19 protein-coding genes and 1 pseudogene are annotated in these 23,459 nt (G+C 70.3%); 2 read left to right on the top strand and 18 right to left on the bottom strand.

Features of this window, described 5'->3' with window-relative positions; genetic code table 11:
• A partial coding sequence (locus tag B3611_RS07020) for a hypothetical protein (protein WP_291314369.1) occupies positions 1 to 557 on the bottom strand: 557 nt, incomplete at its 3' end.
• Between the two features lie 121 nt (positions 558 to 678).
• On the opposite strand from B3611_RS07020, the gene B3611_RS07015 reads away from it, so the two are divergent.
• On the top strand, positions 679 to 1,710 hold the full coding sequence (locus tag B3611_RS07015; protein ID WP_349676589.1) for an asparaginase: 1,032 nt from the start codon (positions 679 to 681) through the stop codon (positions 1,708 to 1,710).
• On the opposite strand, the pseudogene B3611_RS07010 reads toward B3611_RS07015, so the two are convergent.
• A pseudogene (locus tag B3611_RS07010) lies at positions 1,646 to 3,116 on the bottom strand (DNA polymerase IV). The gene B3611_RS07015 and the pseudogene B3611_RS07010 overlap by 65 nt on opposite strands.
• 35 nt (positions 3,117 to 3,151) lie before the next feature.
• On the opposite strand from B3611_RS07010, the gene B3611_RS07005 reads away from it, so the two are divergent.
• Positions 3,152 to 3,859, top strand: coding sequence for a metallophosphoesterase family protein (locus B3611_RS07005; protein ID WP_291314368.1), 708 nt, complete (start codon positions 3,152 to 3,154; stop codon positions 3,857 to 3,859).
• On the opposite strand, the gene B3611_RS07000 is transcribed toward B3611_RS07005, so the two are convergent.
• The 16 genes from B3611_RS07000 to B3611_RS06925 form a co-directional block, all read right to left on the bottom strand.
• Complete coding sequence (locus B3611_RS07000; RefSeq protein ID WP_291314372.1) at positions 3,856 to 4,692, bottom strand: EamA family transporter; 837 nt, start codon at positions 4,690 to 4,692, stop codon at positions 3,856 to 3,858. The two genes, B3611_RS07005 and B3611_RS07000, sit on opposite strands and share 4 nt — an antisense overlap.
• 13 nt (positions 4,693 to 4,705) lie before the next feature.
• On the bottom strand, positions 4,706 to 7,894 hold the full coding sequence (gene ileS, locus B3611_RS06995; protein WP_291314367.1) for an isoleucine--tRNA ligase: 3,189 nt from the start codon (positions 7,892 to 7,894) through the stop codon (positions 4,706 to 4,708).
• Between the two features lie 384 nt (positions 7,895 to 8,278).
• Positions 8,279 to 9,295 (bottom strand): DivIVA domain-containing protein, encoded by a 1,017-nt coding sequence (locus B3611_RS06990; protein ID WP_291314366.1) that lies wholly within the window; start codon positions 9,293 to 9,295, stop codon positions 8,279 to 8,281.
• Positions 9,296 to 9,528: 233 nt separating this feature from the next.
• Positions 9,529 to 9,834, bottom strand: coding sequence for a YggT family protein (locus tag B3611_RS06985; protein WP_291314365.1), 306 nt, complete (start codon positions 9,832 to 9,834; stop codon positions 9,529 to 9,531).
• A gap of 136 nt (positions 9,835 to 9,970) precedes the next feature.
• The gene (locus B3611_RS06980; RefSeq protein WP_291314364.1) at positions 9,971 to 10,471 is read right to left on the bottom strand and encodes a cell division protein SepF; all 501 of its coding nucleotides are present in this window, start codon (positions 10,469 to 10,471) and stop codon (positions 9,971 to 9,973) included.
• 110 nt (positions 10,472 to 10,581) lie between these two features.
• Positions 10,582 to 11,298: a YggS family pyridoxal phosphate-dependent enzyme gene (locus B3611_RS06975; protein ID WP_291314363.1), complete on the bottom strand. Its 717-nt coding sequence runs from the start codon at positions 11,296 to 11,298 to the stop codon at positions 10,582 to 10,584.
• Entirely contained in the window at positions 11,295 to 12,062 is a 768-nt protein-coding gene (gene pgeF, locus B3611_RS06970; protein ID WP_291314362.1) for a peptidoglycan editing factor PgeF, read from the bottom strand. Before pgeF ends, B3611_RS06975 begins: the two co-directional genes overlap by 4 nt.
• Positions 12,063 to 12,099: 37 nt before the next feature.
• Positions 12,100 to 13,338, bottom strand: coding sequence for a cell division protein FtsZ (gene ftsZ, locus B3611_RS06965; RefSeq protein ID WP_291314361.1), 1,239 nt, complete (start codon positions 13,336 to 13,338; stop codon positions 12,100 to 12,102).
• 156 nt (positions 13,339 to 13,494) lie between these two features.
• Positions 13,495 to 14,292 carry a cell division protein FtsQ/DivIB gene (locus B3611_RS06960; RefSeq protein ID WP_291314360.1) on the bottom strand — a complete coding sequence of 266 codons (798 nt, stop codon included), beginning with the start codon at positions 14,290 to 14,292 and terminating at the stop codon, positions 13,495 to 13,497.
• Between the two features lie 4 nt (positions 14,293 to 14,296).
• Complete coding sequence (gene murC / locus B3611_RS06955) at positions 14,297 to 15,814, bottom strand: UDP-N-acetylmuramate--L-alanine ligase (protein WP_291314359.1); 1,518 nt, start codon at positions 15,812 to 15,814, stop codon at positions 14,297 to 14,299.
• A gap of 85 nt (positions 15,815 to 15,899) precedes the next feature.
• Positions 15,900 to 17,057, bottom strand: a complete 1,158-nt coding sequence (locus B3611_RS06950) for a UDP-N-acetylglucosamine--N-acetylmuramyl-(pentapeptide) pyrophosphoryl-undecaprenol N-acetylglucosamine transferase (protein ID WP_291314358.1) — start codon at positions 17,055 to 17,057, stop codon at positions 15,900 to 15,902.
• Between the two features lie 40 nt (positions 17,058 to 17,097).
• A complete protein-coding gene (locus tag B3611_RS06945; RefSeq protein WP_414646314.1) occupies positions 17,098 to 18,834 on the bottom strand; it encodes an FtsW/RodA/SpoVE family cell cycle protein in 1,737 nt (578 codons plus the stop codon).
• Between the two features lie 180 nt (positions 18,835 to 19,014).
• Positions 19,015 to 20,436: a UDP-N-acetylmuramoyl-L-alanine--D-glutamate ligase gene (murD, locus tag B3611_RS06940; RefSeq protein WP_291314370.1), complete on the bottom strand. Its 1,422-nt coding sequence runs from the start codon at positions 20,434 to 20,436 to the stop codon at positions 19,015 to 19,017.
• A complete protein-coding gene (gene mraY / locus B3611_RS06935) occupies positions 20,436 to 21,542 on the bottom strand; it encodes a phospho-N-acetylmuramoyl-pentapeptide-transferase (RefSeq protein WP_291314357.1) in 1,107 nt (368 codons plus the stop codon). Before mraY ends, murD begins: the two co-directional genes overlap by 1 nt.
• 8 nt (positions 21,543 to 21,550) lie before the next feature.
• Positions 21,551 to 23,119, bottom strand: coding sequence for a UDP-N-acetylmuramoyl-tripeptide--D-alanyl-D-alanine ligase (locus B3611_RS06930; RefSeq protein WP_291314356.1), 1,569 nt, complete (start codon positions 23,117 to 23,119; stop codon positions 21,551 to 21,553).
• The coding region (locus B3611_RS06925; protein WP_414646313.1) for a glutamate ligase domain-containing protein at positions 23,116 to 23,459 on the bottom strand (344 nt) is incomplete at its 5' end. The genes B3611_RS06925 and B3611_RS06930, both read right to left, overlap by 4 nt.

Here is a 23,459-nt window from a genome sequence, read left to right as displayed (position 1 = left end):
GCCGCGGACTCGCCGGCCGGCGCCTGGGTACGGCACATGGCGGGCACCTGGTCGGCGGGCAGCGTGTTGGTCACCAGGGTGCAGGCCCAGGACTGGGAGAGCTTCCAGTTGCCGTTGTCGTACATGAACTCGACGTTCTCGGCGAGCTGCGACTGCGCGTTGGGCGCGGTGAAGTTCACCGTCGCCAGGGCGGTGTTGGGAGAGTACCCCGGCAGGACGGGGTCCACGACCTGGAAGTTCGCGCCGGACTCCTGCTGCGACTGGGCCATGACGTCGAAAAGCTCGGGCGCGGTCTCGCCGCCCTCGACCGTGTTGACGCGCTGGTCGATGGGCAGGTTCGGGTCGGTGGCGCGCAGCAGCACGGCGTTGAGCTCGGCGGCGGTGGGCAGCTGCGCGGCGGGTGCCTGGGTGGCGCTGCTGGAGCCGCTGGATGCCGCGGAGGAGGACGCGGAGGAGCTGGAGTTGCTGTCCCCGTCGTTCGAGCAGGCGGCCAGGCTCACTGCGGCGCCGAGGGCGGCGATTGCTGCGGTGAATTTCCTTGCGTTCGCGGTTTTCACGGTGTCTCCTTGATCTGCTTGAGGCGCCGCCGACGGGTCCGGACGCGCCGGCCGGGCGGTGTCTAACCCGGTTAAGATTACCGATGTCAACCCACAAACCCCAACCAACACACTGGTGCCCATGACTATTGACCCGCCCATCCCCTCCCGCTCCGGCTCCTTCGTGCTCGTCATTTCCACGGGCGGGACCATCGCCTGCACCACGGACCCGGGCACCGGCGCGCGCACGCCGACACTGCCCGCCGAGGAGCTCGTCGTCTCCTGCGGCACCACCGAGGACGTGCGCGTCTACGACGCGGCCGGCCTGGACTCCTCCGCCATGACACTGTCCGACATTGACATGCTCATCGACCTCGCACGCAGGGCGCTTGACGACGTCCACGTCGCCGGCATCGTCATCACTCACGGCACGGACTCCATGGCGGAGACGGCGCTCGCCCTCGACCTGGTGCACTCCGACCCCCGCCCCGTCGTCCTCACGGGTGCCCAGCTGCCGGCGGACCACCCCAGCGCCGACGGGCCCGCGAACCTGAATCGCGCGATTGCGCTGGCCGCCGATCCGCTGGCGCGCGGGCAGGGCGTGATGGTCCACTTCGGAGGGGACACCATCGCCGCGCGCGGACTGGTGAAGATGGACACCTCGGAGCCGCGGGCGTTCCGGCTGAGCTCGCCGATGACCCTGCCCCGCCCCGCCGCCGTGGACCCCGCCCCCCTGGCCGGCGTCAATGTGCCGATCCTCCGGGCCTGGCCCGGCGCGGGGGCGGAGCTGATCGAGCACGTCGTCTCCACATCCCCCGACGGCATCGTCGTCGAGGCCCTGGGGTCCGGCAACGTCTCCCCGGACATGGGTGAGGCCCTCGGGCGCGCCGTCGACGCCGGCATCCCTGTTGTTGTGAGCACGTCCGTTCCACGCGGTGAGGTCGCGTTCGCCTACGGCGGCGCCGGCGGGGGGGCGAGCCTCGGAGCCCGCGNNCGGCCCTGCCCGCCGGGTGGCTGCGCGCCGGCCAGGCGCGCGTCGCGCTGGCGACGGCCGTCGCGACGGGAACGGACCCGGCGGTACTCCTCGGCGTATGACCCGGCCGGCCCCGCTAATCGGCCGGCCCCTGTAGCCAGTCGTCCCAGGCGAGCGAGTCGAGGGGGTCCCCCGGAGTGAGGTCCGGGTCGTCCGCGTTGAGGGTGACGGTGCGCCCGGGGCCGGTCGCGCGCGTCTCAAAGCGCACGGTCACCCTCCCGTGCCCCGAGCCCTGCACCCAGCCGTGCCCGTACTCGGGGTGGTCCACGTCCTGCGTCGCCCGCCAGGCGCCCGCCTGCGCCACCGGGGGAATTTCCACCTCCAGGTTCTGGTCCGCTGAATGGTCGCTCACACCCGTCTCGTAGTCGGAAAAGGTGCGCGCCGGGGTGACGATGCGCTGGTCCAGCTCCGGGAAGAGCACGTCCTGCAGCGCCTGCTCCAGGCCCGAGTAGGACACCCCCACCAGGCGGATCGGGCCGACCTCGTCGGGGTAGCGGACGAGCTTGAACGCGGTGGCGAGGAGGGTGTCGGCGTCATCGGTGGCGTAGGGCAGGGTGGCCGAGCGCGACTCGATGCGGAAGTCCGCCATGCGCAGCTTGACGCTGACGGTGCGCGCCCCGCGCCCGTCTTTCAGCAGCCGGCCGTGGGCGTCCGCGGCCGCCCGGCGCAGGGCCGCGTCCACCTCCGGCTGGGTCTGGAGGTCCCGCGGGAAGGTGTGTTCCGCCGAGATCTGCTTCGATTCCGCGCGCGGCGCCACGGGGCGCTCATCCACACCCCGCGCCAGCGCCCAGAGCTGCTTTCCCACGACCCCTCCCAGCGAGATCTCCACCTCGCGCTCGGACAGCGCCGCGAGGTCCCCGATCGTCTCCACGCCGGCCGTGGCCAGCTTCGCCTGCGTCACCGGCCCCGCCCCCCACAGCTGNNCCCCCCCCCCCCGCCCCGCTCCCCCCCCCCCCGGCCCCGGCCGGCTCCGCCTGCGCCCCCGGCCCCGCCCCCCACAGCTGGCCCACCGGCAGGGGGTGCAGAATCTCAAGCTGCTCCGCGTGCGGGATGACGAACACCCCGTCGGGTTTCGCCAGACCCGAACCGATCTTCGCGTACTGCTTCCCGCTGCCCGCCCCGATCGACGACGGCAGGCCCGTCTCCTGCTTGATGGCCGCGCGCAGGTTGTCGGACCACTCCCGCACGTCGGCGGGGGTGGCGTCGACAAGCGAGGCCGGCTCCATGAACGCCTCGTCGATGGAAAGCTGTTCGACGACGTCGACGTGGCGGGCGATGACCTCGAAGACACGTCTCGACGCCGCCGAGTACACCGCCCGGCGCGGCTCGACGAGCACCACCTGCGGACCGACCAGGCGCGCGGCGCGGTGCGTGGGCATAGCCGAGCGCGCGCCGAATTTCCGCGCCTCGTAGCTCGCACCCGCGACCACACCCCTGCCGGAGACCCCCGCCACCAGCACCGGGCGTCCCTTCAGGGTGGGTCGGGTGAGCTGCTCGCACGACGCGTAGAACGCGTCCATGTCGATGTGCAGCACCCAGCGAGTCATGCACCCCAGGTTATCGCGGGGCTTAAGGTGGACCCATGAGTACCGCTCCCACCGCCGCCGGCAGTGAACAGCCCGGGGACATCCTCGTCATCGCGGACGTCCACCTGGGGCGCCGGCAGAACGGCGCCACCAAGGTCGGGCCGGGTCTCCGCTGGGCCCTCGCCGCCCTGGAGGCGGGCGCCGCCGAGGGGTGCGGGCATGCCGTGGTGCTGGGCGACGTGATCGACAAAAAGCGCTACACCGAATCCACCTACGGCGAGGTGACGCGGCTGTTCGAGCGGGCCCTCGAGCTCTTCGACCCCGTGCTGTTCATCGCGGGCAACCACGACACGGTCCACGATCTCTCCGGCACCATCCCGGCCGGGGTGACCGTGGCCGGGGCGGTTCCGGCGACCTACGGCGTGGGTGGGTGGGCGGTGCACACCGCCTCGGTGGAGGTCGACCGGGACCCCCGCGAGCTCGCCGCCGAATTCCCGGAGCGGGTGCCCGGGCGCCCCAACCTCGGCCTGCTGCACACCAGCCTGGCCGGCGAGTGGACAAACCCGTGCCTCCCCGCGGACCCCGATGAGCTGCGCCGCTGCGGTTACGACGCTTGGGTCCTCGCCCACGTGCACCGGCGCCTCACTGTCTCCGAGGACCCGTTCATCGGCTACGTCGGGATGGGCCACGCCCTGAAGGTGTCCGCCGCGAACGGCGCGGTCGCGGTCTCCCCGGCATCGGCACCCGTGTGGGAGCGCCCCTAGCCGGACGCGGGTGCACGCAGCGCCACCGCGGCCACGATCGCCACGATGCCCAACAGCTCCGGGACAGACAGCCACTGCCCCAGCAGCACCGCGCCGACGAGCGCCGCCACAAGAGGAAGTATCGCCTGCAGCAGCGCGAAGTGCGACGCACCCGCCAGGCGCATGACCACCTGATCGAGCGAGTACGGCAGGGCCGCCGAGAAGATTCCCAGCCCCAGCCACAGCAGGGCAAACCTTCCCAGTCCGAGGGCGTGCGCGGGCGCGCCCCCGGGCCAGATGGCCACCATCACGGGAGCAGCCAGCAGCGCCGCCCACGCGAAACCGACGGCCATCGAGCTTCTCGACGCCCCCGCGTCCGCGGCAATCCTCGACCCGACCAGGATGTAGCCGGCCCACAACGCACCCGCGGCCAACGCCCAGAGGATTCCGGCGCCGTCCTGCGCCCACGTCGCACCCGAGATCACGAGCACGCCCGCTGCGGCCAGGGCAAGGGCCGCCCAGTCCCGCACCGAGCGCGAGCCCAGCGCCGCCACCGCGACCGGGCCGAGAAACTCGACCGCCACGGCCGTGCCCAGCGGGATCTGGTCGATGGCCACGTAGAAGGTCATGTTCATGGACATGGTCATCAACCCGTACACCAGCGCCGCCGCCCCAGCGCGGCCGACGAAGGCGCGCGGCGACGGGCGGTGCAGTGCGAGGAGGATCACGGCCGCGGCGCTGATGCGCATCCAGGCCACCAGGGCGGGCGGGAAGGCGTCGAAAAGCCCCACCGCGATCGCGGCCCCGGCGTACAGGGAGACGCCGGAAACGACCATCAGGCCGGGCGGGACCATTCGGCTCACGGCGTCAGCCCTGTTTTGTCACCGTGGCGGTAACGCCCTCGACGATCTGGTGGGCACCCTCCCCGGCGGTGGAGATGTCGAAGGATGTTGCCAGGGTCTCGCGGGCGATGTGCTCCGCGTGGCGTGCCACCCACTCCTCCTTGTCCGCGGGCACGACCAGCTCGACCGCGATGCGGTCGGAGACGGCGAGGCCCTCGTTCTTGCGGGCGTCCTGCAGGCCGCGGATCACGTCCGCCGCCCAGCCCTCCGCCTCGAGCTCCGGGGTGACGGTGGTGTCCAGAACCACCAGGCCGTCCGCTCCCCCGACGCCGTCGACGCGGGCGGTGGACTCGGGGTCCTCCGCGACGAGGCGCTCGGTGTAGAGCTCCGGGGTGAGAACGATGTCGCCGTCGACGACGACGGTGTCACCCTCGCGGACGTAGTTGCCGGCCTTGACGTTCTTGATTGCGCGCTGCACGTCACGTCCCAGGGTCGGGCCCGCAACCTTGGCGTTGACCACGACCTCGAAGGTTCCGGCGGAGTCGACGTCCTCGGTCAGCTGGACCTCCTTGACGTTGACCTCGTCGCGGATGGTCGCGGCGTAGTCCGCCAGCTTGGCGGCATCGGGCAGCGCGACGGTCAAGGTGTTCAGCGGCAGGCGGTTGCGCAGCTTGTTGGCCTTGCGCACCGAGCTGGCCGCCGAGCACACTGCGCGGGTGGCGTCCATGTTCTCCACGAGATCCGGGTCGGCCGGCAGCTCGGAGGCCTGCGGGTAGTCCTCCAGGTGGACGGAGCGCCCGCCGGTCAGTCCGCGCCAGATCACCTCGCAGATGTAGGGAAGGAGCGGCGCGGCGACGCGGGTGAGCACCTCGAGCACGGTGTAGAGGGTGTCGAAGGCCTCCGGGTGGGCGTCCTGCCCCTCCCAGAACCGGTCGCGGGAGCGGCGCACGTACCAGTTGGTCAGGGTGTCGGCGAACTGGCGCACCTCGTCGCACGCGTCAGCGATGCGCGTGTCGGCGAGCGCCTCGCCCACCCCCTCCACCAGGTCGTGGGTCTTGGCCAGGATGTAGCGGTCCAGCATGTTCGTCGAATCGACGGACCAGCGCGCCTCGCGCGAGGCGTAGAGCCGCAGGAAGCTGTAGGCGTTCCAGATGGGCAGCAGCGCCTGGCGCACGCCCTCGCGGATGCCCTGCTCGGTGACGATCAGGTTGCCGCCGCGCAGGATCGGCGAGGACATGAGGAACCAGCGCATCGCGTCGGAGCCGTCGCGGTCGAAGACCTCGTTGACATCCGGGTAGTTGCCCTTGGACTTGGACATCTTCAGCCCGTCGTTGCCCAGCACGATGCCGTGGGCCACGACCTTCTTGAAGGCCGCACGGTCGAACAGCGCGGTGGAGAGCACGTGCTGGACGTAGAACCAGCCGCGGGTCTGCCCCGAGTACTCGACGATGAAGTCCGCCGGCTGGCGCGCCTCGAACTCCCCGGCGTTCTCGAAGGGGTAGTGGTACTGGGCGAAGGGCATGGACCCGGACTCGAACCAGCAGTCGAGCACGTCCGGCACGCGGCGCATCATCGACTTCCCGGTCGGGTCGTCAGGGTTGGGGCGCACCAGCTCGTCGATGTGCGGGCGGTGTAGGGACTTCGGACGCACCCCGAAGTCGGCCTCGAGCTCGTCGAGTGAGCCGTAGACGTCCACGCGCGGGTACTCGGGGTTGTCGGAGACCCAGGCCGGAACAGGGGAGCCCCAGTAGCGGGTGCGCGAGATGTTCCAGTCGCGGGCACCCTCGAGCCACTTGCCGAACTGCCCGTCGCGGATGTGGCCGGGGATCCACTCGATTTCGCGGTTCAGCTCCACCATGCGGTCGCGGATGTCGGTGACCTTGACAAACCATGCCGGCAGGGCCATGTAGATAAGCGGCTCACCCGAGCGCCAGGAGTGCGGATAGGAGTGCACGATGGTCTGGTCGCGCAGCACCCGCCCGCGCGCCTTGAGGTCGCGGATGATGTCGCGGTTCGCGTCGAAGACGAGCTTGCCCTCGTACTCGGGCACGAGCGCGGTGAACTTGCCGTCCGCGTCGACAGGGATGACCAGGTCGATGCCGTAGCGCTGGGTGGTGAACATGTCGTCCTCACCGAAGGCGGGGGCCTGGTGGACGATGCCGGTGCCGTCCTCGGTGGAGACGTAGTCCGCCACCAGGACCATGAAGGCGTTCTCCTGGTCGGCGAAGTGGTCGAACACCGGGGTGTACTCCAGGCCCTCGAGCTCGCGGCCCGCGAAGGTGGCCAGCACCTCGGGTTCGGCGCCGAGCTCCTTTGCGTACGCCCCGACCAGGTTGGTCGCCAGCAACAGCTTCCGCCCGGCGAAGCCCTCCGCCCCGTCCTCGCCGACACGCACCAGCGAGTACTCGATGTCCGGCCCGACGGCCAGGGCGAGGTTGGAGGGAAGGGTCCACGGGGTGGTGGTCCAGGCGATCGCGGAGGCGTCGTGAAGCTCGGGGTGGGCCTCCCACGTCGTGGCTGCGGGGAAACCCTCGCGGGCGCCGGTGAAGGGCATGGTGACGGTGACCGTCGGGTCCTGGCGGTCGCGGTAGGAATCGTCCAGGCGGGTCTCCTGGTTCGACAGCGGCGTGTGCTCGGCCCACGAGTACGGCAGGACGCGGAAGCCCTGGTAGATCAGGCCCTTGTCGTAGAGCTCCTTGAACGCCCACATGACGGACTCCATGAAGTTCGCGTCCATGGTCTTGTAACCGTGCTCGAAGTCGACCCAGCGCGCCTGGCGGGTGACGTAGTCCTCCCACTCCCCCGCGTACTGCAGAACGCTCTTGGCGCAGTACTCGTTGAAGGCGTCCAGGCCCATCGACTCGATCTCGGCCTTGTCTGTGATGCCGAGCTGCTTCTCCGCCTCGAGTTCGGCGGGCAGGCCGTGGCAGTCCCAGCCGAACACGCGGGGGACGTGGTAGCCGGCCATCGTGCGGTACCTCGGGACGATGTCCTTGACGTAACCCGTCAGCAGGTGGCCGTAGTGCGGCAGGCCGTTCGCGAAGGGCGGGCCGTCGTTGAAGACGTACTCCTCGCAGCCCTCGCGGTTGCTTAACGACGCCTGGAACGTCCCGTCCTCCCGCCAGTACGAGAGGACCTCCCGCTCCATGTCCGGGAATTTCGAGCTGCCGCCCGTCATGTCCACCCTGGGGTACACGCCGCCGACGTCCGTCATGTCACTTCTCCTTCACTCACAATGTTCTTCGGGTGCAGGCCCGCTGCAGGCCTGGTGCAGGCCTAGTGCAGGGACGCGGCGAACCACGCGGTACCACCCTGCTTGGGGCCTCCGGGCCCCCGCTTCATTTGTGGTGAAGGAAGTGACGTCTTCCCGCGACGTCCGGTTCTACTGGGCCCGCTGGCGGGCTGTTCTTCCGGAAACGCTCCCCGGTGATGGCCGGATCGGTGCGTGCCTGTTGAGTGCGCCACCAGTGTAACCCACGCGGGTGCGCGGCGCGGGTGCGGCCCGGCGGAGGCCGTCGACCGGCCTCTAGCGGCCGGGAACGCAGAAACGCCCCGGGGGAGGCCGGGGCGATGTCTGACGGTTGCTGACCGAGGAACGTTACTTCTCGGCGGCGCCGCCGTTCGGGGCGGAGGTGCCGCGGGTCTCCAGCTCCTCGAGCTGGGACTGCAGCAGGGTCTTCAGACGGGTGCGGTACTCGCGCTCGAAGGTGCGCAGCTCGGCGATGCGGTTCTCCAGCGCGGTCTGCTGCTGCTTCACCGTGTTCATGATCTCGGTGTGCTTGCGCTCGGCGTCGGCCTGCAGCTTGGCCGCCTGCTCCTCGGCCTGGCGGATCTGGGCCTCGGCGCGGGAGTTGGCCTCGCTGGTGGTCTCCGCGGCCTTGCGCTCGGCCTCGCTCACGAGCTGCTGTGCACGGGTCTCGGCCTTGGTGGTGGTGTCCTTGGCCTGCTTGTCCGCTCCCTCGAGCTGGGCGCGGGAGCGGGATTCGGCGTCCTGCAGCTGGCGCTCGGCGGCGCCGCGCGCCTCGTCGAGCATGGAACGGGCCTCGGCCTGCGCGTCGGAGGTGAGGCGGTCCGCCATCTCCTGGGCCATACCGAGGATCTTCGCGGCGTGGACGTGGGTGTCGGCGGAGGCCTCCGCACCGGTGGAGGCGGTGAGGTTCTGCGGCTGCGCGGCGGTCTTCGGCTCGGAGGCGGCGGCCTGGCTCGACTGCTTGCGGGCGGCCTCCTCGGCCTCCTTGCGCACGCGGGTGGTTTCGTCCTTCGCGTTGCGGGCCTCGGTTTCGGCGCGCGTCTTCGCCTCCTGCGCGACGCGGAGCTTCTCCTCGTAGGAGGCGCGCAGCTCCTCCTCGACCTTGCGGCGCAGCTCGGCCTCGTTCACCTGGGAGGTCTTGTCTGCCTGGGTATCGCGGACGGGTGCGGCGACCGGGGCAGCCTTGCCGCCGGTGCCCAGCTCCTCGACGCGAGCGCGGAGCTCGTCGTTCTCGTCCTGCAGCTGAGCGAGCGTGTCCTCGACGAGGTCGAGGAACTGGTCGACCTCGTCCTCGTTGTAGCCCCGCTTGCCGATTGGCGGCTTGCTAAAAGCGACATTGTGCACGTCTGCTGGTGTGAGCGGCATTAGCGATCCCTTCATGTTGTCGCGCCCGCTGGCGCGGGCGTGCGAGCGAAACCCAGTTTACGGGAATCACCCAGACAGTTCATAGTTATTTTCTTATTAACGAGAGAGTGTAGCCGAGACAGGCCCGCGCCGATTTTATTTATACCCTCTACATCCACCCGAGAGTGACCCCAACGCACCGGATCGGGTGATTTCGCGGCAACCCGGCCCCCTCATCCGGCCCGCAGTACCCCTCACATGAAGGGGACGACCAGCAGCGCCTGGATGGCCACCTGAAGAAGAGCGAGGATGAGGAACAGCGCGATGACGCTGATGTCCACACCCACTCCCCCGCCCAGACGCAGGGGCGGGATGAGGCGGCGCAGGGCGTTGACGGGCGGGTCCGTAACCACGAACAGTGCCTCCGCGACAACCATGAACCAGCGCGGCGGCGCAAAGTGGCGCGAGAAGGACTGGATCATCTCGATGATCAGCCTCGTCACCACCACCAGCGTGTACAGGCCGACGATTGCGTACAGAACAGCTCCAAACAGTGCCACGGGGCAAGCCTACCAACCGCCCGCCGCATGACGGGGCCGAGGCGGGCGCGCCGGCGCCGCCGGGAGGGCCGCGCAACGACGAACCCCGGCCGCCGCGGTGGACGCGGGTGCCGGGGAAGGGGGCGGTGTGCGCCGGCTAGCGCAGGTGGGCCGCGCGCTGCAGCTCGGAGGCGCTGAAGTGGGAGGCCTCGGGGGTGATGGCGAAGACGCGGCGGTCCGTGTCCATGCCCCGGGAAAGGTTGTGCATCTTGCCGCGGAGGGCGAAGCACAGCCCGGCAGCGAAGTCGACCAGGCGCTTCGCGTCGGAGGACTCGAGGTCGGTCAGGTCCATGATCACCACGTCGCCGTCGCGGAAGGGCTCACCGATCTCCTTGGCGTCGTTGTAACCGCGGGGGGCGGCGGTGACGATGGCCGGGGTGTAGTCCCGCGCCAGGGAGTCGCGGTAGCCGTGGTGGGCGTGCGCGTCGGTGTACCCGCGGACCGGCTCGCGCTCGGGGAGACGGTCCCCGGCGCGGTCGCGGCCATAGGCGGTGGAGCCGGCGACGGTGTCGTCGTACTGCGGATCGTCGTAGTAGGTCTCATCCTCGTTGTAGGGGCCGAGGCCGAAGAATTCCTTCGCGCTGCCAAAGAGGGACATAGTGTGAGTGCTCCTGGGATTGATTCTAGATGCGGGGACCGCGACTCTTACCGGGACCGCGTACGCCGGGGTCGGCCGGGAACATCGGGGAACTGTCGTGAGCGTCGGTGCTAGCCTACGGGCCGCGCTCCGAGCACCCCGGTTCCGACACGCACGATATCCGAACCGCACGCGATGGCCTGCTCGAAGTCGCCGGACATGCCTGCGGAAAGCACCAGCGTACGGCCCAGCTCGGCCGAATGGGCGTCGGTGATCTCGCGCGCGCGGGCGAAGACGGCCCCCGGATCGGCATCGAGGGGCGGGACAACCATGAACCCGCTCATCTCCAGGCACGCCGCGCCCTCAACGGCCTCGACCACCGCCTCCAGACCGGCCTCCGGCACTCCCCCTCGGCCGGTGTCGCCGTCGGCGGAAAGCTGCACCAGGCACGGAAGCACCGCCTCCGTGCGCTCGCCCCGTTCGAGCGCCAGGCCGACGCCGCGGTCGAGCCCCTCGGCCACCTTGACGGAGTCCACGGAATGCACCTCGGCGGCCCAGCGGGCGACGGCGTTGACCTTCTTCGACTGGATCTGCCCGATCATCGCGATACCAACCGCGGGCCCCCGCTCGGCCAGTGCGGCCGCCTTCACCCGCGCCTCCTGCTCCCGGTTCTCCCCCACAAGCCCGACACCCAGTTCGCCGAGGATGCGGATGTCCTCCACGGGGTGGAACTTGCTCACGGGGATGAGAGCCACGCTGCCCGGTGCCCGCCCCGCGGCCTTCTCTGCGGCGGTGATGCGTTCGCGCACGGAGTTAAGGTTCGCGGCAATCTCGTCTTTCCTGCTCATAAGCTTTCCTTTCCGCCTTTCCCGGTCAGCCAGATCACCCCGGCCTGCCGCCCCGTCGTGCCCTCGCGCCGATAGGAGAAGAAATCGGTGTCCGTCACGGTGTCCCGGGGGTCGGCCTCGATGTGCGTCACACCGAGCCCCATGAGCTGGCGCACGAGGCCCGCCCGCACATCGAGCCCGGTGGTGCCCTTCGACGTGCGCGTCAGGGAGCCGGGCAGGTGCTTTTCGACGTCCTCCGCCATCTCCCTCGGCACCTCGTACGAGGCGCCCGAGGCGGCGGGTCCGAGGAGGGCCTGTATCGCCGCGGGCCGGGCGCCGCACTCCACCATCTTCTGCACCGTTTTGGCGACGATGCCGTTGCGCGCACCCATCCGCCCGGCGTGCACGGCGGCGACGACACCCTCCCCGTGGTCCGCGAGGAGCACCGGGGTGCAGTCGGCGACGAGGACGCACAGTGCCAGGCCCGGGCGGGTGGTCACCAGGGCGTCGGTGGCCTCGACCGGGCGGGCGCGGGGGCCGTCGACAAGCGTGACGTTGGCGGTGTGCAGCTGTTCCATCCAGACGAAGCTGGCCGGGTCGATGCCCACCACGCGCGCCAGGCGCTCGCGGTTGCTGCGCACGTCGGCGGGGGCGTCACCGACGTGGTCGCCGAGGTTGAAGGAATCGTAGGGGGACGACGACGTCCCGCCCGCACGGGTGGTGAACACCATGCGGACGGGACGGTTGTCTGTGCGCTCTGCTTCCGGTGCGCTGTGGGGTGCCATGACCAACACCCTAGCGAAGCGCCCGGGGGCCGGGCCCCTAGCGCAGGAAGTCGGGCACGTCCACGTCGTCGAGGTCGTCGTAGTCGCGGCGGCCGCGCTGCGGGGCAGCGTCGCGGTCGGAGTGGGTGAACAGCCCGGAGCCCCGCTCCTCGTAGCGGTGGCGCGGCTGGTACTCGCGGGACTCCTCGCGGGCGGGGGCCGGGGCGTCGGCGCGGTCGTCGAAAAGCGAGCCGCGGCTGGGCGCGGGGGTGGCGGTCTCGGAGGCGGGGCCGTTGTCCACCGCAACCTGGGAGGATCCCTCCGGCTGCTGGGCGTCGGCGCGGACGTTCGCCTTCTCGTCGAAGCCGGTGGCGATGATGGTCACGCGCACCTCGTCGCCCAGGTTGTCGTCGATGATGGTGCCGAAGATGATGTTGGCGTCGTCGTCGGCCTTCTCCTCGACGATGGAGGCGGCGTTGTTGACCTCCATGAGGCCGAGGTCGGAGCCGCCGGCGACGGAGATCAGCACGCCCTTCGCGCCCTCCATGGTGGTCTCGAGCAGCGGCGAGTTGATCGCCTGCTCCGTGGCGGTCATGACGCGGTTGTCCCCGCGCGCGGAGCCGACGCCCATGAGGGCGGAGCCGGCATCGGCCATGACGGAGCGCACGTCCGCGAAGTCCACGTTGATCATGCCCGGGATGGTGATGAGGTTCGTGATGCCCTGGACACCGTTGTAGAGCACCTCGTCCGCGGCGCGGAACGCCTCCATCATCGACAGTTCGGCGTCGCCGAGCTGGAGGAGGCGGTCGTTCGGGATGACGATGACGGTGTCGCAGACCTCCTTGAGGTTCGCGATGCCCTCCATGGCCTGGCGGGTGCGGCGCTTGCCCTCGAAGGAGAACGGGCGGGTGACCACACCGATGGTGAGCGCGCCCATCTTCTTCGCGATCCCCGCGACGACCGGCGCGGCGCCCGTGCCGGTTCCGCCGCCCTCGCCGGCGGTGACGAAGACCATGTCGGAGCCCTTGAGGGACTCCTCGATCTCCTGCTTGTGGTCCTCGGCGGACGTGCGACCGACCTCGGGGTTCGCACCCGCGCCGAGGCCGCGGGTCGCCTCGCGGCCGATGTCGAGCTTGGTGTCGGCATCCGTGAACAGGAGGGCCTGGGAGTCGGTGTTGACCGCGACGAATTCGACGCCCTTGAGGCCTTCCTCGATCATGCGGTTGACGGCGTTGACGCCGCCGCCGCCGACACCGACGACTCGGATCATGGCGAGGTAGTTAGCTGGAGAGGTCATGAATGAAGTCTCGCCTTTCGGTTACGTAGAAACTTTGATGGGGACGATCTGTAGCGCTCTCCATCATGCGGGAAGAATCTGAAGAATAGCTGTTTTTTGCCCGGCGTGTTGCAACCCTAAACCCCAACTTTAGGGTTGTGAGCAGGGCATTTGCCCCTAGCGGACGGTGACTAGCTCGGGGTTGGAAATGTTGAATTCCCGCCCCTCGCGCTCCATGACGGACTCGAGGGCGAGCGCCTTGTTGGCGTTGTCCTCGGAGGCTCCCCACACCACGGTGCGGTCGTCGTCGAGCTTCAGCCTGAAGGTGTAGGGCCCGGACGCCTCGATCGACCTCACCCGGCCGCGGGCACGCTCGCTTATCGACGTCGCGACGGCCACCGCGTCCCCCCGCACGCGATCGTCCCCGAGCGCGGAGCCGGTCAGCTCGATCGCCCCGGGCGGCGGGGTGTCGACGGTGAATTCCCGGCCCTCCGCGTCGATGAGGTGGGCACCGGATCCGTTTTCGCCCTTGACGTAGGCCACCGCGACGTTCTCGACGACGTTCACGTCGATCGCCGACGGCCAGTGGCGCTTCACCGTCGCCGACTTCACCCACGGCATCTGCGCGACACCGGAGGCGGCGGAGCGCATGTTTACCCGCGCCATCGGAGTGCCCTCCGCGACACCCGCCGCCTCCTCCACCTCGGAGGGGGTGAGGCGGCTGGTGCCCTGGATGTCGATGCTCTTCACCGGCATTGCCGGGGTGAACGGGATAACCCCGGCGACGGCTCCCGCGAGCACCACGCCCCCCAGAGCAGCCGCCAGGCGGCGCCGTCTCCGCACCGCCACCGGGCGGGCGTCACGCCCCTGCGGGCGGCGCGGCCCGCGCTTCCCCTCCGGGCGCTCCCGTTCATCGTCGGTCTCACCGGGGTTGTGGCGCCCGCGCGGGGGCTGTGGCGTGTAGGCGGTCGACATCGGTCTACTCTCCGGTGCTCTCGCCGGGGGCGGGGGCGAGCTCCGCGAGGATCTCGTCGCCGAGCATGGTCACGGTGCCCGCACCCATGGTGAGAACGACGTCCCCGGGCCGTACGAGGTCGCGCACCGCCGCGGGTGCCGCGGAGAAGTCGGGCTCGAAGCGCACCTGTGTCGTGGCCGGATCGATCCGCCCGGTGATCACCCGGGAGTCCACGCCTTCGACCGGGCTCTCACGGGCGCCGAAGATGTCCAGAACCACCGCCGCGTCAGCGAGCGAGAGAGCGTCGGCGAACTCGGGGGCGAAGGCCGTCGTGCGGGAGAAGAGGTGCGGCTGGAAGCACACCACAACGCGCGCTCCCCTCCCCTCCGACTCGACCATTCCGCGGGCGGCCGTGAGCACCGCCCTGACCTCCGTCGGGTGGTGCGCGTAGTCGTCGTAGACGCGCGTGCCCGCGAACGGGCCGGAGCCCACCGCTCCCTTGAGTTCGAAGCGGCGGCGCACGCCGGAGAAGCCGGCGAGGCCCTCGGCGAGGCGGGCTGGATCCGCACCGGCCAGGGTGCCCGCCAGGAGCGCCGCGGCGGAGTTGAGCACCATGTGCCTGCCCGGGATCGCCATGGTGTAGCTCAGCTTGCGCGGCCCGTCGCCGACCGGGAGCTCGACGGCGACGCGCAGGTCGCCGCCGTCGAGGTCCTCGCCGGTGATCACGGCGCCTGCGGGGATGGCGGGATGGTCGGCCGCCGCACCGGCGGTACCGTAGCCGACGACGTTGATTCCCCGCCCTTTCGCCCGGGCCCCGCAGGCCGCCGCGTTGGGGTCGTCAAGGCACACGACGAGGTGCCCTCCCGGTTGGACGCGGTCGGCGAAGTCGTCGAAAACCCGGAAGTAGCTCTCGGCGTCACCGAAGAAGTCGAGGTGGTCGGGCTCGATGTTGGTCACCACGGCCACGTCCGGCTTGTAGCGCAGCAGGGAGGCGTCGGACTCGTCGGCCTCGGCCACGAAGGCGGTGCCACGCCCGTGGTGGGCGTTGGTGCCGGCGCGGTTGAGCTGCCCGCCGATGGCGAAGCTCGGGTCCTCCCCAGCCTCCTGCAGTGCCACCACGGCCATCGATGTGGTGGAGGTCTTCCCGTGCGTGCCCGCGAAGAGGATCTGGGTCCGGCCCTCCATGAGTTCGCCGAGAACGTCGGAGCGGCGCAGCACCGGGATTCCCTCCGCCTTCGCGCGGGCGAGCTCCGGGTTGTCCTGCGGGATGGCGGCGAAGCTCGTCACCACCACGGTGGGCAACTCGCCGGCGAGCTCGAGGTTGGAGGCATCGTGGCCGACCCCGATGAGGGCGCCCCGGGCGCGCAGCGCCCGCACGGGCAGGGAATCCTTCACGTCGGATCCCGTCACGGTGCTGCCGCGGTCGATGAGGATGTGCGCCACGCCGGACATTCCGGCGCCGCCGATTCCGACGAGGTGGACGCGGGAAAGGTCGACGGGGGTCTCGGAGGTGTCGGGGGCGTTCGTACCTGCGGGGTTCATACCTGCGTGGCACTCCTTTGTGGCGGGCTGGTTCGGGGTGGATGTGGGGGCGCCGGCATCGCGGCGGCGGGCGTCGGTGGAGATTTTAGTGAGCGCGTGCGGCGCGCACGACGCGGGTGGCGAGGTCGCGCGCCACGTTGCCGGCGCCCGAGGACTCCAGCGCCCGGCGCATGGTGGCGAGGCGCCCACGTTCCCCGAGGATGCCCGCGACGGCCTCGACGAGGGCGTCGGCGGTGAGGTCCGCGTCGTCGATGCGCACCGCGGCCCCGAGATCGACCAGGTGCGCGGAGTTCAGCCCCTGCTCCCCGTTGCCGTGAGGAAGCGGAATGTAGATGGCGGGCAGGCCCGCGGCCGAGTTCTCGGCCACGGTCATCGCGCCGGAGCGGCAGACTACGAGGTCCGCGACGGCGTAGGCCGCCTCCATGTCATCGATGTACGGCACGGCCGTGTAATGCTCCTGCGCGGCGGGCGCGTCGTTCTTGCGGCCGTAGGCGTGGAGAATCTGGAATCCCTGCGAGGCGAGGCGGCCCACCGCGCCGGAAAGCGCCTCGTTGATGCTCACCGCGCCCTGGGAGCCACCGGTGACGAGGATGGTGGGGCGGTTCCTGTCCAGGTTCCACATCCTGTAACCGCGGTCAGCCTTCGCGCCGTCGGGGTCGACGCCCACCCCGGGGCGCACGGGGATGCCGACGACCTCACCCTCCATGCCCGAGTCGGCCACGGCGTTGAAGCCGGTGCCGCCGAGACGCACCCCCAGCTTGTTCGCCATCCCCGCCAGCGCGTTGGTCTCCAGGACGAAGAAGGGCAGCTTGAGCGACGCGGCCGCGAGGTATGCCGAGGCGGAGACGTAACCGCCGGTGCCGAAGACCGCCTGCGCATTCGCCCGACGCAGCGCGCGGCGGGTCTGTTCCATCGATCGCGCCAGCTTGAACGGTACGGCCGTGAGCTTCCAGGGGGCGCTGCGCGGGATCGGCACGGGGTCGATGAGGGTGAGGTCGAATCCGCGGGCGGGGACGATCGTCGTCTCCAGCCCCTTCTCCGTCCCGAGCGCGGTGACGGTGGCCTGGAACTCGTCGCGCAACACCTCACCGACGGCGAGAGCGGGTTCAATGTGCCCCGCGGTGCCGCCCCCCGCAAGGACGATGTTTAGGGGGCCGGAGGTCCGCTGGACCCTTTCGCCCACCTCGTCCCGTGCGTTGTCTGCCTCGTCTGCGTTGTCGCGGTCTGCTGCAGTGTCAGCCATGGCGGGGTCACCTTTCTCGTTCGGAACGTGGACTGCGCGGCTACCCGGCGCGGCGGATGTCGCGGCCGGGGTGTGCGGCGGCGGATCGCTGCGGGCGCCGGGAGCCCGGTGCGGAACCGGGGGCCCCGGAACCGGGTGCGGAGCTGCGGGCCGCGGAACCCGGGACACCCTCCGTACCCTTCACTCCCGTGCTCACGCGGATGNNGCTCACGCGGATGTCGCGGCGCGGTGTGGCGGAGCGGGTGGCAGGCCCGCCGGGTCGTCGTGAAGCGGTGGTGCCGCGGGCCGTAACCGGCGTACCGAAGCGCGCCTCGTGCTCCGCGCGGGTCCTCCGCCCCGGCGCTGCCGCTCCCGCGGGGGTCGTTCGGCTGCGCTCCTGGCCCGGCGTGGTGGGCTCGCCGATCGCGAACATCCGGTCGAACAAGGGCCGCCCGTAGTTCTGCATGGAGGAGACCGCGTCCGGCTCGTGCCGCGCAACGGAGGCGAGGATACCCATCGAGGCGAGCGTGATCACCGCCGACGTGCCGCCCGCGGAAAGCATGGGCAGCTGGATGCCGGTCACGGGCAGCAGGCCGATGACGTAACCGATGTTGATGAACGCCTGCGAGACCACCCCGGCGGCGAGCGAGGCAGCCATGAGGGCCTGGAACTGGTTCTGCGCGCGGCGGGCGACGCGGAGGCCGAAGTAACCGATGAGCGCGAACAGGCAGATCACCAGGGCGCCGCCCCACAGGCCGAGCTCCTCACCGATGACGGCGAAGATGAAGTCGTTGCGGGCCTCGGGGAGGTAGAACCACTTGGCGCGCGACTGGCCCAGGCCGACGCCGAAGAGGGACCCATCGGCGAGCGAGAGGAAGCCCTGGTGGGACTGGAAGGCGATGCCGCGGGTGTCGTTGAACCTGCCGAAGAGGGCGTCGAAGTAGACGTGGAAACGGTTGGAGCGGTACCCGCCCGAGAGGAAGACCACGATCAGGCTCACGCCCGCCAGCCCGGCCGCGATTCCGATGACGCTCCACGGGATTCCCGCGAAGAGCAGGATGAAGGCCACGACGATGCTGAACGACACGGCCATGCCGTAGTCACCCTGAGCGGCAATGAGCACGAGGCACAGGCCGGCCGCGCCGAAGAAGGCGACGAAGCCGTTGTCGAGTTTGGACGGGCGCCGGTGGTCCTTGTTGGCCAGCACCTTCGCGCCCCACACGGCGATGGCGACGCGCGCGAGCTCCGATGGCTGCAGGCGAAGCGGGCCGAGGACGATCCACGACTGGGAACCGACCTCCTCCTTGCCCGTGCCGATCCCGGGGATGAGCACCAGGAAAAGGAGGATGACCGCGAGGATCATCAGGGCATCGGCCCACTTGCGCATTTTCTCGGGCGAAGTCTTGAGCATCGCCCAGAAGGCGATGAGGCCCAGCGCAACCATCGAGGTTTGCTTGATCGTCGCGGCCCAGACGCTTGACGATGTCGCGAACGACACCGCCATCGACGAGCTCATCACCATGATGATGCCGAGGCCGGCGAGTACCAGCACCACGGTGCGGATCATGGTGTAGTCGAGGATCGGGTGGGCATCCATCGCGGCGTTGAGCCGCCGGCTGAGGGTGGCGAACGTTGCACCGCCGCCGTTGGCCCCGCGCTGCCTCGCGGCCGCCGGGGCGGGACGGGGAGGTACCCGTGTTGCGCCCCCGGTCGGCCGCGCGGGCTCGGCGGAAACCGCCCCGCGGGTTGATCGGGTTGCTCGGGGCTCGCGCCCCGGGATACCGCGCCTCACGGTCATGGCCACCGCCCTTTCGTCGTCGAAGCAGTCGTTGACTTACCTTCTGCCCCAGCAATCTCTAGAGCCACAGTAGACACAATAGACCGGGGGTGGCGGTGCCGGGCCGGAGCAACACGGCCCCTCCCCGGATTGCCTCCGCGGGGCCGTCTCAGGGACGGGCCGGGGCCGAACAGGGTCACTCTACCGCTTCGAGTGTGCCACCGCGGAGACGGCGAACTGGTCGCCACGCTGAGACATTCCTGAATACATGTCCAGGCTCGCGGCCGCCGGGGCGAGGAGCACCGTGTCACCGGGCCGAGCCTGACGCGCCGCGAACCCGACGACCTCGTCCATCGCCTGCACCGGGTCGGTGGAGTCAGACACGAAGACCGGCACGTCCGGGGCCAGGCGCTCCAGCGCGTCGCGCACGATACCGCGGTCGACGCCCATGATTCCCACTGCGCGGAATTGCTCCGCGTGGTCCCTCACCAGCTCGTCGACGGGCGCCCCCTTGAGCTGGCCTCCGGCAATCCACACCACGGTTCCCACGCCCTCCAGAGCGGAGTGCGCGGCGTGCGGGTTCGTCGCCTTGGAATTGTCCACCCAGTCCACTCCCCCGGCGCTGTGCACCACCGCACCGCGGTGGCCCTCCACCCGGTAGGAGTCGAGCGCGGACTGGATGCGCTCGGGACGCACGCCCCGGGCATGGGCGGCGGCGGCGGCAGCGAGGGCATCGTAAACACCGGCGACACCCGCCGGCTCGATGCCCGTGGCGCTGGCCAGGTCCGTGGTCAGCCCCTCACGCTTGACCACGATGCGCCCGTCCGACACTCCCACCTGGTTCTCCCCTGGCTCGGAGAGGGTGAAACCGATGATGTCGTCCCGGCCCGTCTCCCCGACAAGGCGCACGACCTCGGGATCGTCGATGCCCGCAACGGCGACGGGCGCGCGCAACACCTTCGCCTTGTCCGCCCCGTAGGCGGCGAAGGAACCATGCCAGTCGATGTGGTCCTCCGCGAGGTTGAGCAGGATTCCCGCGTCGGGCACGAGCTGGCTGGACCAGTGCAGCTGAAAGCTGGAAAGCTCGGCGACGAGAACGTCCACGCGTTCCGGGTCCAGCAGCGCGTCGCTGATCGCCGTGCCGATGTTGCCGCACGCCACCGCGCGCAGCCCCGTGTCCCGTCCGGCCTCGCGCATCATGGCGGCGAGCATTCCGGTGGTCGTTGTCTTGCCGTTCGTGCCCGTCACTGCGAGCCACGTGCGGGACGGGCCGAACACCGCCGCGCGGTCGAGCCGGAAGCACAGCTCGACATCGCCGATCACTTCCACCCCGGCCTCCGCGGCCGCGACGAGGAGCGGCGAATCGGGGCGCCATCCGGGGGAGGTGACGACGAGGCTGGTGCCACCCAGCATCGTCTGGGCCTCGGCGGTGGAAACGGCGGGGGCGCCCGTTTCGCGCGTCACCCGCCCGCGGTTCTCCGCATTGTCGTCAGCCACGGTGAGGTTCACGCCCAGGCGGGCGAGGAGCCGCGCCGCGCCCAGACCGGACACCCCGCCACCGGCGAGAAGGACGCTGCCCCGCAGCTCGGCCGGAATCGCCGATGCGTTGAAGGTCCCACCCATCAGTTCACCGCCCCGGTCAAAGAAAGCCACTCGCCGTAGAAGATGGCCAGGCCGAGCGCCACCGCCATCGCGGAGAGGAGCCAGAACCGGACGACCACGGTCGTCTCCGGCCATCCGCCGTTTTCGAAGTGGTGGTGGAACGGCGCCATGCGGAACACGCGCCTGCCCGTGGTCCGGAACGCCACCACCTGGATCACGACGGAAGCAGCCTCCAGCACGAACAGTGCGCCGATGATCACCATGAGCAGCTCGGTCTTACTCGCCACGGACAACCCGGCCACCAACCCTCCGAGGGCAAGGGAGCCCGTGTCGCCCATGAAGATCTTCGCGGGGGCCGCGTTCCACCAGAGGAAGCCGATGGTCGCGCCGAAGCCGGCGGCCGCGAGCGTCGCCAGTTCCAGCGGGTCGCGTACGTCGTAGCAGCCCGGGCCCGGCGAAATCGAGCAGGACTGGCGGAACTGCCAGAAGGTGATGGCGGTGTACGCGGCCATGACGAAGGCGGTGGTCCCGGACGCGAGCCCGTCCAGCCCGTCCGTCAGGTTCACCGCATTGGACCAGGCGGCCAGCAGGATGTAGATGAAGACGAGGAAGACCACGAGCCCGATGATCCCGCCGGCGGCGGCGAAGTCGAGGATCTCCATGTCGCGGACGAAGCTCAGCGACGTCGAACCCGGCGTGATCCCCTCCTCGTTGGGGAAGCGGAGGAGCAGCAGGCCGAAGGCCAGGGAGATGACCAGCTGCGCGACCAGCTTTGCCGTCTTGTTCAACCCCAGGTTGCGCTTCATGAACAGCTTGATCCCGTCATCGGCGAAACCGACCGCACCCAGGGAGAGTGTCAGACCCAGGACGATCCACCCCGAGGCCGTGAAGGCCGTGTGCCCGGTCGACAGGGCCCACAGTCCACCCGCGAAGTACCCGAGCACGATTGCGGCGATGATGGCGATGCCGCCCATCGTCGGGGTGCCCCGCTTGCGGGCGTGGGAGGCGGGGCCGTCCTCGCGGATTTCCTGGCCCATCTCGCGGCGGTGGAAGTACCGGATGAGCACCGGGGTGAGGAAGATGGCCACGAGGAAGCTGACGATCCCCGCGATGATGATCTGAACCATGTGCGTGTTTACCGTGTTCCCTTGTCGATGTTCGTGCCGCGGCTGGAGCCCGTCTTCAGGTTATGCCCCTCGAGGAGCCGCTCCGCAACGCCCCACAGACCCACCGAGTTGGAGGCCTTGACCAGCACGACGTCGCGCGCCTCGCGCTCCTGCCAGCCTTCCTCCCCCGCCGGCGGGGCGGCCAGAATCTCCTCTACCGCCCCGGCGGCCTCGTCCACCCCTCCAACGGGGATGGTGCGGATCCCGCGGGAGCGGGCCCGATCCTCCAGGGCGCGCATCTCCGGGCTGTTCCCCACCGCCACGAGGTGGGTGACGTGGTAGCGGGCGATTTCGTCACCGAGGTCGCGGTGGCGTTCCACCGAGTCCGCGCCGAGCTCGCTCATTTCCCCCAGCACCGCGATGGAGCGCACGCCGGGGCGCGCCGCCGCGGTGTACCCCAGCGCCGCGATGCCCGCGCGCATGGAGTCCGGGTTGGCGTTGTAGGCGTCATTGATCACGGTCACGCCGTCGGCGCGGGTGTTGACGTCCATCCTGTTGACGGAGACGCCGTGCGCCTCGCTGAGCGCGCGGGCGACGGTCCCGGCGGGGATGCCGGATTCGATGCCCACTGCGGCGGCGGCGAGCGCATTGGAGACCTGGTGTGCGCCGAAGACGTTGAGGCGCACCCGCTGCGGTTCGTTGCCCGGGGAATGCAGCGTGAAGGTGGCGCGGGCGACATCGTCTAGCTCGATGTCGGTGGCGAAGTACTCGGCGTCACGCGACTCGGTGGAAAAACGCACGACCCGGGCCCGGGTGCGCGGGGCCATCCCGATCACGAGGTCGTCGTCGGCGTTGAGGATCGCGATGCCGCCGTTGCCGGCGTCGGGAAGCGCCTCGACGAGCTCGCCCTTCGCCTGCGCGATGTTCTCGCGCGAGCCGAACTCGCCCAGGTGCGCGGAGCCGACGTTGAGCACCACGCCGATGCGGGGCGGAGCGATGGTGGCCAGGTGGGCGATGTGGCCAATGTTGCGCGCCGACATCTCGGCGACGAGGAAGTCCGTGGTTTCGGTGCAGCGCAGCACCGTGTAGGGGTGGCCGATCTCGTTGTTGAAGGAGCCGGGGGGCGCGACGGTCTCGCCCGCGGTGGAGAGCACGGCGGCGATGAGGTCCTTGGTCGAGGTCTTGCCCGCGGAACCGGTCACACCGGTGATGGAGAGACCGTGGTGGGCTGTCAGCTCGCGGGCGACGTGGGCCGCGAGTGCGGACATCCCGGCGACGACGGCCGAGACGGAACCGGTCGGGTCGTTCGCCGCGAGGTCCGAGTTGTCGCCCTCGCGGCGCTGAACCGGCGGTACGACGACGGCGGGGGCGTCGACGTCGCGCGCGGCGAGCACCGCGGCGGCGCCCTGCTCCACGGCGGCACCCGCGAAGTCGTGCCCGTCGGCACGCGCGCCGGCGAGGGCGACGAAGAGACCGCCCTCGGCGACCTTGCGTGAGTCGAACTCCACGAAGCCGGTGACTTTCGCCCCCGGTTCGGCGTGCCCGTTCAGCTCCCCGCCCGTAATGGCGGCGATCTCCTGCAGCTCAAGCGGGATCATCGGTTGCCCCTTTTCCGTGCGCCTTCGTTGTCATTCATGCCGTTGTGCTTATCGACGCCCTCACCGTAACCGTTTTCGTCCAGCGCGCGCCGCATCTCGACGCGGTCGTCGAAGGGGTGCGTCGTGGTGCCGACGATCTGGCCCACCTCGTGGCCCTTGCCCACCACGATCACCGCGTCACCGGGGCGCGCCCATGCCACGAGCTGGTCGATGGCCTCCGCGCGGGAACCGCACTCGCGGATCTCCGCGCGCGTGCCCGCCCCGTGCGCCCCCTCGAGGACGGACGCGCGGATGGCTGCCGGGTCCTCGGTGCGCGGGTTGTCGTCGGTGACGATGACGA

The organism is Corynebacterium sp. UBA2622 (assembly GCF_002339505.1).
In the GTDB taxonomy this organism is placed as follows: domain Bacteria; phylum Actinomycetota; class Actinomycetes; order Mycobacteriales; family Mycobacteriaceae; genus Corynebacterium.
The sequence above is the reverse complement of the archived record's forward strand: the minus strand, read 5'-3'. Positions and strand labels throughout refer to the sequence as shown.